This window comes from Fibrobacter sp. (assembly GCA_012523595.1).
Lineage (GTDB): Bacteria > Fibrobacterota > Chitinivibrionia > Chitinivibrionales > Chitinispirillaceae > JAAYIG01.
In genome coordinates, this window is the sequence record JAAYIG010000112.1 from 1 (window position 1) to 3451 (window position 3451).

The 3451-nt window shown below is 43.0% G+C and carries 3 protein-coding genes; 2 read left to right on the forward strand and 1 reads right to left on the reverse strand.

Features of this window, described 5'->3' with window-relative positions; all coding sequences use genetic code 11:
* Positions 1-129 precede the first annotated feature (129 nt).
* Positions 130-1689, reverse strand: a complete 1560-nt coding sequence (locus GX089_07730; protein NLP02367.1) for a lipopolysaccharide biosynthesis protein — start codon at positions 1687-1689, stop codon at positions 130-132.
* Between the two features lie 107 nt (positions 1690-1796).
* Here GX089_07730 and GX089_07735 point away from each other — a divergent pair, with 107 nt between their 5' ends.
* Positions 1797-2081, forward strand: a complete 285-nt coding sequence (locus tag GX089_07735) for a hypothetical protein (protein NLP02368.1) — start codon at positions 1797-1799, stop codon at positions 2079-2081.
* A gap of 390 nt (positions 2082-2471) precedes the next feature.
* Positions 2472-3266 carry a hypothetical protein gene (locus GX089_07740; protein NLP02369.1) on the forward strand — a complete coding sequence of 265 codons (795 nt, stop codon included), beginning with the start codon at positions 2472-2474 and terminating at the stop codon, positions 3264-3266.
* Positions 3267-3451 lie beyond the last annotated feature (185 nt).

Below are 3451 nucleotides of genomic sequence, written 5' to 3' on the forward strand. Positions count from 1 at the left end.
AACTTTACTGGTGGAAGAAGAAACGATAATTGTATACCGGATTTCTGATAGGTATACTCTTTTGCCCTATTATGCTAAATTGCTCTCCCTTCAGGGCTATTTCGTACTACTCAAAAGGCGGGCTTGCCTCTATCCCTCAATCTCTTGTGAAAGGTCCTCACTCTCTCCCTTAACCTTCTTCTCAGGCATCAGGTTCTTAAGCAGCCCGAAAAACTCCTTCAATGGATAAATTCCCCCATAGAAAATAATCAGAAACAGGAGATATCCTGCGGAAAAGATGGCAAAACAGGTACAGAGTTTAAGGAATAGCGGGGCGATGCTGATTTGCCCTGCCATAAACCATGACAGAACACCTGCAAGAACTGCAGCAACATAGTATCTCCAGATTCCGGCGATAAGGAACCGGGCGGTAATGTTCACCGGTTTCCCAGCATAAAGCAATCCGGGGATTGTCAGGATTAGTAAAGAGACGGTGTAGCTGGCTGCAATGCCAAAAACTCCAAACGGCAGGCCTGCAGCAAAGAACAGTGCTGTAAAAAACGACGCCCATATTCCCCACCGGAGCCATCTGTCGGTATGTCCCAACGAGACATGAAGCCAGCTTTTGGTGCCATAGATTATCTGGAAACCGGCACTGAGCCCAAGAATTGAGAAAATTTTTGTTGCCGGTATCCACTGCGGACCCAGAAGAAAGAGGATGAGATCATAGCTTACCGATGCCAGAAAGGTAGAGAAAGGGATAGCCAGGAATGAGACAGCACAGAGCGCTTTCATGTAGAATCTTCTGTACTGTTCCGGATTACCTTTAAGCTTGGCAAGGGTTGTGACCGCCACACCGTGCAGAGGGAAAGTGAATTGATTGACAGGAACAATAAAGAGATGAAAAGCCTTGTTGTAAAAACCAAGCGATCCTGCCCCACTCCCCCACCCTACCAGAGCCTTGTCAAGATTTCGAGCCACATAATTGACAATATAGTAACCAAGAGCATTTGCTCCGAACCTGACAAGACTGCGCACTCCAGCCCCTCGTACCGGAAGCCCCGGGCGCCATGAGCAGACTATCCACACTCCCATGGCCATTACAAGACTCTGTATAATCGGCCTTGTCACCAGTGCCCAGTATCCTGCCCCCCTCAGGGCCAGGTATACCGCCGCAAGGATACTTACCAGAACCGATACTATCTCTATCAGGGCAATCCAGGAAAACTTCATGTTGCGTTTTAAGAGAGCCTGATGCTGGGTCAGTATTCCGGCCAGAAGGAAGCCTAACGAGGAGACGATGGCAATCATGGTGAGCCGGGGATCTTTGTAGAAGAAGGCGATAAGAGGAGCGATGAGAATCAGCAGAGCTGTGATAAGGACACTGAATCCCACATTGATCCAGAAGAGGGTGCTGACCTGTTCATGGTTGATTTTCTCGCTCTGGATAACAGCTTCGGAGAGACCCATGTCTTTAAAGATCAGGAAAAAGCCGGTTACAGTAGTGACCATCGCTACCAGTCCAAAGTCCTCAGGAGTAAGAATTCTGGCAAGAAACATTGTCCCGAGCAGTTGAACGAGAAAATCGGTGGAACGGGCGAAGACTGCAAATCCTCCTCCCTGCACCGCCCTTCTTTTGAGATTGGTTCGGAGATGCTCTGTAGAGAAAAAATCCTCTTTTTTGCTTTTTTCCTGAACGTTTGTTTTCACGATCCTCCCAAAGGTTGACCCACTTTTCTTGATGCAATATTGATACCTTCCTTACCGGTACAGTAATTGCACATAAGAATCTTCCTGGAAGAAAACAGGAGGAAAAGATGAAATTTCTGGTAATCTGGGAGCTCGATTTAGCGCTTTTGAAAAATGATCTGATAAAGGCGGTATCAAAGATGCCTCAGTATGCCGCAAAGATCAAATCACAGGGGAAACTTATCGAGAGATACCATCTGGTGGGGAAACATGGCGGCGCCTGGATTTACGATGTTGATTCCAACGAGGAGCTTGAAAGGTTATTGGCTATATCACCGGTTTATAATTTTTCTCATTATGAGGTTTTTGCGCTGGCTGAGATGGAGACGCCGGGGGAGATATTGCATCCTTGATTAACTGATAATATGCGTATAGAACAATTACAGACTACCGGAGTCGGTATCACATTATCTCTTTGACAAAATCATAAACCCCAGTTTACAAATCTCTTTACAAAGAGGGAAACACCCCATTAGCACCATCATAATCACGGATTTTTCGATCATTAACATTTCCCAATTCAAGACATCGATTCTTATATCGGCCCTGATTTTCATGTAAAGTGAACGGACTACTTTTTTACTCTCCCTTATGTATATTGGCTTCCATGAAAAAGAAACCGCTGCAAACCCCTCACGACCGTTTTTTCAAGGCAATGTTCAGCAAAACTGCCGTAGTTTCCGGTTTTGTGAGCACATATCTGTTTCCAAATACAAAGATCGAGATCGATTTTAGCCTCTCCAATGCGGTTAAAAAATGACACTGTTGATGGATTCCTGAATGAATTCCGTTCAGATATTGTTTACAGACTCTTCGACAGGATAAGCTCACAGTTTATCTATCTTATTTTTGAGCACAAAAGTACACCTGATAAAAAGACACTCATTCAACTTAAACACTACTTAAACTCCGTTGAAAACGATATCCCGGAATCGGAAAAACATGAGGGACCCATACTCGTTGTGATTTATCATGGCAGGAGAAAATGGGATATTCCTTTATCGCTTGATATAGACCAACCCATTTCCAGTTTGCAAAAACATTTTTCAAAACTTGAATATCTGCTTTTTGATTTTTCCCACACTCCCGATGAGAAAATCATAGGTTCACCGCAGCTTCGCCTGACACTGATGGCGCTCAAATATGTCAGAACCAGATCGATAATAAAGAAGATTGACCTGTTTCTCGTAATTTTAAAGGAGATGATAAATGAGGTGGATATCGCGGAATATATCGATGAGTTATCTCTTTATATCGATTCTGCAGCCCCATCAGATTTAAGAGAAAAGGTCTTAGACAGGATTAAAACAGCAATAATAACTGGAGAGGACAGGATGTCATCAATTAAGGAATATTTTAAACAGGAAGGTATAAAGGAAGGGATCGAAAAGGGAATGAAACAAGGTACAGAAAAAGGACTTGAGCAAGTTGCTCTAAATATGTTGAAAAATGGAGAATCTACTGAAAAGATAGCCCTATATACAGGTTTGTCTAAAGAAAAGATCGCTTCTCTTCAAAAGCAGATTGATGAACAATAGAGATACACATAGGAAAGCCTGCAATTTGTGTACTTCCATATGTGATATACAGACAGGCAACGATTTTAACTCAAAACAGCAAACGGATTATTAAAAAAGGGGTGTGCGGAATTTTTTGTGTAAACTGGTATATAGTGCAGGTGTATTTAATGCTACAAATAATATAACTGCATAGTTTATGTAAT

What these genes read in the sequence shown, in the direction of transcription:
- GX089_07735 (NLP02368.1), top strand. Translation starts at nt 1,797, where the DNA reads ATGAAATTTCTGGTAATCTGGGAGCTCGATTTAGCGCTTTTGAAAAAT.
- GX089_07740 (NLP02369.1), top strand. Translation starts at nt 2,472, where the DNA reads ATGCGGTTAAAAAATGACACTGTTGATGGATTCCTGAATGAATTCCGT.